Source organism: Methanosarcina spelaei (assembly GCF_002287235.1).
Taxonomy (GTDB): domain Archaea; phylum Halobacteriota; class Methanosarcinia; order Methanosarcinales; family Methanosarcinaceae; genus Methanosarcina; species Methanosarcina spelaei.
In genome coordinates, this window is record NZ_LMVP01000131.1 from 1 (window position 1) to 5,516 (window position 5,516).

Annotated in this window: 1 protein-coding gene and 2 pseudogenes; all 3 read left to right on the plus strand. The window is 38.9% G+C overall.

Annotation, left to right across the window (positions count from 1 at the left end; translation table 11 throughout):
* Positions 1 to 1,335, plus strand: a pseudogene (locus tag ASJ81_RS08420) (oligosaccharyl transferase, archaeosortase A system-associated); the annotation flags it as partial.
* 499 nt (positions 1,336 to 1,834) lie between these two features.
* Positions 1,835 to 4,357, plus strand: coding sequence for an oligosaccharyl transferase, archaeosortase A system-associated (locus ASJ81_RS08425; RefSeq protein ID WP_095644088.1), 2,523 nt, complete (start codon positions 1,835 to 1,837; stop codon positions 4,355 to 4,357).
* A gap of 858 nt (positions 4,358 to 5,215) precedes the next feature.
* Positions 5,216 to 5,516, plus strand: a pseudogene (locus ASJ81_RS08430) (oligosaccharyl transferase, archaeosortase A system-associated); the annotation flags it as partial.

Sequence of the window (5,516 nt, forward strand, 5' to 3'; positions counted from 1 at the left end):
ACTCCTACAGGATTGCTAGCTTCTTTACTGGGGATAGTTATTCTGGCTGCAAATCTATTTAGAAAACCAAAGCCTCAGGAAGTACTGCTTTTTATATGGAGTATTTTGATTCTCCTTGCCATTTACGGCCAGAACCGCTTTGCATACTACTATTCTATAAACGTTTCAATCCTGAGTGCTTATCTGGGAGGTCTGCTGCTTGGCAACGTCAAATGGAACGAACTTGACCAGAAGTTCAAAAGTAATGTAAAATCGCCTGAAGATATACCGAAGGCTTTTAAATTCATCAAAGTAAAGCAGATATTTGCAGTTCTGGCTATAATAGTATTTTTGATCTATCCTGTATACGGATCTGCAATTTTATATACAAAAATTTCGAACGGTACACCTGATCAGTGGGTGGAAGCTTGTGACTGGCTTCGTTCAAATACTCCTGATCCAGGAATGGACTATAATGCCGTTTATGAAGCTCCAAAAAACGGAGATATGTTCCAGTATCCAGATACGGCATACGGTGTTATGTCATGGTGGGACTACGGGCACTATATAGAGATAATTGGTCACAGGATGCCAAATGCAAACCCCTTCCAGGCCGGAGTAGGAGGACGCAGAGTAAGCATTAACGAGACAAACCAGCCAGGGGCTGCAACCTTTCTCACAGCCCCATCTGAAGAAGAAGCAAGTGCAGTACTTGAAGCCATAGATCCAAGGCCTGACAAGGCAGGTGCACGATACATAATGTCTGATACCAAAATGGCTACAGGGATGTTAAGATCAATTGCTACCTGGACTCTTGATACTGATGGGTACTACCAGGCTTACTGGACAGGTAGCCAATATCAGAGCAGACCTTCTACCCGATATTTCAGTTCCATGGTAGCAAGGCTGCATACTTTTGACGGAAATGGCTTGAAGCAGTATCGTATGGTTCACGAGACTGAGGCCTATCAAACTGACGAAGTAGGGTACAAGCAGGTCTACAATTACTTATACGGAGGCAAAATCCCTGAAGTAGATACAGGTCATGTCAAGGTCTTCGAGTACGTTAAAGGTGCAAACATAACAGGAATGGCTTCTCCCAAAGAGACTGTAAAAATAAATACAACAATCCTTACAAATCAGGGGAGGACCTTTGAGTACTCGCAGTCAACTACTGCAGACTCTCAGGGAAGGTACGAATTTACAGTGCCTTATTCAACAGAAGGTCCGATTGCAGGCCAAACACAATTTGATACTGCACCTTCAGGACTCTATGTGTTGAGTTATGGCGATACGACAAAAGAAGTAAAAGTAAGTGAAGAAGCCGTATTGAAAGGAGAAGAGATAAAGGTCTAAACAACTTAGATGTGAAGTTAAGTTAGTTTCATACCTTTCTCTTTTTCTTCTTTTTTATCTTTATTTTCGTTTTATCCCCCTAGAAAGGCTTATCTTTGAGATTTTGAAGTAGCCCTCTACTTTTCCAGAATGTTTGTTTTTTTATATATTCCCAGGTTACATATAATTTTATATACTATTGATAAAGTTATTTTATATGTCAAGGAGTTTTCTTAAAATGGAACTAGAACATTGCCACGTCTTTTAGAAAACATACTGTTGGTCGAAAATCTTAAAGAACTGAGCGCCAGGGAAGAAAAGTAAAACCGAGAACACTGAATCTCTTGAAGAATGTCCTGACCGATTCAGTATGAAAGATGCATGAGGTTCCTGAAGATAAATAAGGTAGAATCATAAATAATTAGACTAAGTTGGCTGCATAGGATAATAATATCTTATTTGATTTTCTTCTTTCACGAATTATATTTATTTGAAAAAAATCACCTTCGAAGGGATTATTATGAGTTCTCAGGATCATCCTGTATTATCATTCAAAGATAAAATTAAGTCCAGCTGGCCTTATACTTTGGCAGTTGCGATAATCGGTCTCGTGTCTCTATGGATCAGAACACGTCCTTCAGCTACGGTATTCTTATCCGATGGGTCCGTAAGGTTTACGGCTAATGATGCCTGGTTTCATATGCGTACCTTAAGGGTTCTGCTTGATAACTACCCCCACAGAATGTTTTTCGACCCAATGACCAATTATCCTAACGGGAGTTACATACATTTTGGTCCATTGTTCGATCAAATGATGGCTATTACTTCACTGATTCTAGGTCTGGGTCATCCAAGTTCTCATCTAGTTGATACTATTGGAGCTTACTTTCCTGCAGTTCTCGGAGCTTTAACTGTCATTCCTGTTTACTATATCGGAAAGTATATTGGTGGTCACAAGACAGGAATTTTGGCTGCAATTTTAATTGCATTTGCTCCAGGACATTTTCTACTCCATTCAATGATTGGCTCTACAGACCATCATGTTGCCGAGTCACTGTTTAGTACCTTTTTCATGATGTGTTTCATGCTGGCTTTGATCTCGGCAAAGGAGAAAAAGCTGCGTTTTGAAGATGTGTTTAATAAAAACTTAAAAGTCTTGAAAGAACCTTTTATATATTCGGTTCTGGCTGGTGTAATGTATTCAGCATACCAGCTTTGTTGGCCAGGAGGCTCGCTTTTCTTATTGATCGTTCTTGTTTACGCCATATTCCAGTGTATCTTTGACAACTTCCGGAATGAGTCAAGCGATTACCTTGGGTTTACAGGCATAGTTACATGTTTAGTAAGTACAGTGCTTATCCTTCCCTTTGTCCATATGGATATGGGCTTTTCTCTGTATTATTATTCCTGGTTTCATGTTATTACTGCTATTGGGGCAATGGCAGGCTTTGCGGCTTTGAGTCTTATTCAAAGAGAATTAAAAAGAAAGAAAATGAAGACTTATTATTACCCACTGATAATCCTTGGAGCTGGTATTCTCGGGATTATATTTATCAAAATTTTATCTCCTTCACTTTATTCCCTGATTATGAATGCGCCGAGCACTGTTTTTGGGATTCAACAGGGAGGACCCTCTACAATTGGTGAAGCTTCTTCTATGTTTCGCAGAGGTAATAAGATCGTCCCGTCGGAAGCTTATAAATATTTTACTCCTACAGGATTTCTTGCTTCTTTACTGGGGATAGTTATTCTGGCTGCAAATCTATTCAGAAAACCAAAACCTCAGGAAGTGTTACTTCTTATCTGGAGTCTTTTAATTCTTTTTGCAATTTACGGACAGAACCGCTTTGCATACTACTATTCTATAAATATATCAATCCTGAGTGCCTATCTTGGAGGTCTGCTGCTCGATAAAGTGAAATGGAACGAACTTGACCAGAAGTTCAAAAATACCGTAAAATTGCCCGAAGATATTCCGAAGGCTTTTAAATTCATCAAAGTACAGCAGGTTCTAGCAGTCCTGGCCATAGTAGTACTTCTGATTTATCCTGTATACGGATCTGCGATGCTAGATACAGAAACTCCAAGCAGTATCCCTAGTCAGTGGGTGGAAGCTTGTGACTGGCTCCGTTCAAACACCCCAGACCCTGGTATGAACTACAATGCCGTTTATGAAGCCCCGAAAAACGGAGAGATGTTCCAGTATCCTGATACGGCTTACGGTGTCATGTCATGGTGGGACTACGGGCACTACATAGAGACAATAGGGCACAGGATGCCAAATGCTAATCCGTTCCAGGCAGGAATAGGAGGCCGAAGGGTAAGCATCAACGAGACAAACCAGCCAGGTGCAGCAACCTTTTTCACAGCCCCATCTGAAGAAGAAGCAAGTGCAGTTCTTGAAGCCATAGACCCGAGGCCTGACAAAGCAGGTGCACGCTATATAATGTCTGATGCCAGAATGGCTACAGTTATGTTCTCGGCAATGCCTGCCTGGACTCTTGATACTGAAGGGTACGATCAGGCTTACTGGATAGGTAACCAATATCAGAGCATACCTACTGCCCGATATTTCAATACCATGAAAGCAAAACTTCACATTTTTGACGGAAATGGCTTGAAACATTACCGTATGGTCTACGAGACTGAAGCCTACCAGAGTAACGAAGTCGCATATAAACAGGTTTACAACTACTTCTACGGAGGCAAGCTCCCTGAGGTAGATACAGGTTCTGTCAAGATATTCGAGTACGTCAAAGGTGCGAATATAACCGGAATGGCTTCTCCTAACGAAACTGTTAAAATAAGTACTACAATCCTTACAGATAAGGGACGGACCTTTGAATACACTCAATCAACAACTACAGACTCTCAGGGAAGGTATGAATTCACAGTGCCTTATTCGACAGAAGGTCCGATTGCAGGCCAAACACAATTTGATACTGCACCTTCAGGGCCCTATGTGTTGAGTTATGGCGATACGACAAAAGAAGTAAAAGTAAGTGAAGAAGCCGTATTGAAAGGAGAAGAAATAAAGAAATAAAGAAGTAAAGATAAAAAGAGAGTGTGCTATTTTACTCTACTCCACCTTTATTTTTCCTTTATTCTTCTGTTTTTTAGTTTTGTTTCTACTCTTCCAGGAAATATTTCTTTTAGGATTTTCTTAAGAGACTGCCATTTTTTTCAAAAAATTTAGTAACTATTCAGCCTATGTAAAACAGAATCAATAGCCATATTTATTAAAATTCAATCGACAAATTTCTGTAAATTGATTTTCTTAATCTGTTACCAATTGATTCCGTTTATTCCTTTTCCACAGGTTATTTCTTGGATTCCTTGCTTTCACTATAATCAATATCGATAGACACGTTTGGGTATGCTGAATAGTTACAAAAATTATTTATATACATCCGTCAGTTACATATACTTTTATTTATATCCGTCAGTTACATATACTTTTATTTATATCCGTCAATTACATATACTTTTATTTATATATCAGTCAGTTGTATACTCTTATATACTGTTAACAAGGTAATTTCACGTCTCGAAGGGATTCTCAAAGTTGAACCGGAAGCATAGCCACGTCTTTTAGCAGAACTATTACTGTCTGAAGTAAATAGCTTGAGAAATCTGCCACATGAAAAATAAGCAAAAACCCCCTCAGGCAATAGTAGGTCTCTTGTAAATTGTCCAGATCGATCTAATATGAAAACTGCGTGAAGTTTCTGAACAGAAATAAGGTAGGATTATTTATAATCCTACTGAGTAGCCTGCGTAGAATAATATTATCTAATATTATCTAATATTATCTAATATTATCTAATATTATCTATTTGATATTATTATTCCATAAACTATATATTTGATTGAAAAAACTTACCTCTTAAAGGGGATTATTATGAGTTCTCAGGATCATCCTGTATCATCATTCAAAGATAAAATCAAATCCAGCTGGCCTTATACTCTGGCAGTTGCGATAATCGGTTTTATATCTCTATGGGTTAAAACACTTCCTTCAAATACGGTGTTCTTATCCGATGGATCCGTAAGGTTCGCGACCAATGATGCCTGGTACCATATGCGTACCTTAAAGGTTCTGCTTGAAAATTACCCCAATAGGATGTTTTTCAATCCGATGACCAACTATCCTAATGGGAGTTACATACATTTCGGCCCATTGTTCGATCAAATGATGGCTA

Coding starts and splice junctions, on each gene's coding strand:
- ASJ81_RS08425 (WP_095644088.1), top strand. CDS start 1,835: ATGAGTTCTCAGGATCATCCTGTATTATCATTCAAAGATAAAATTAAG.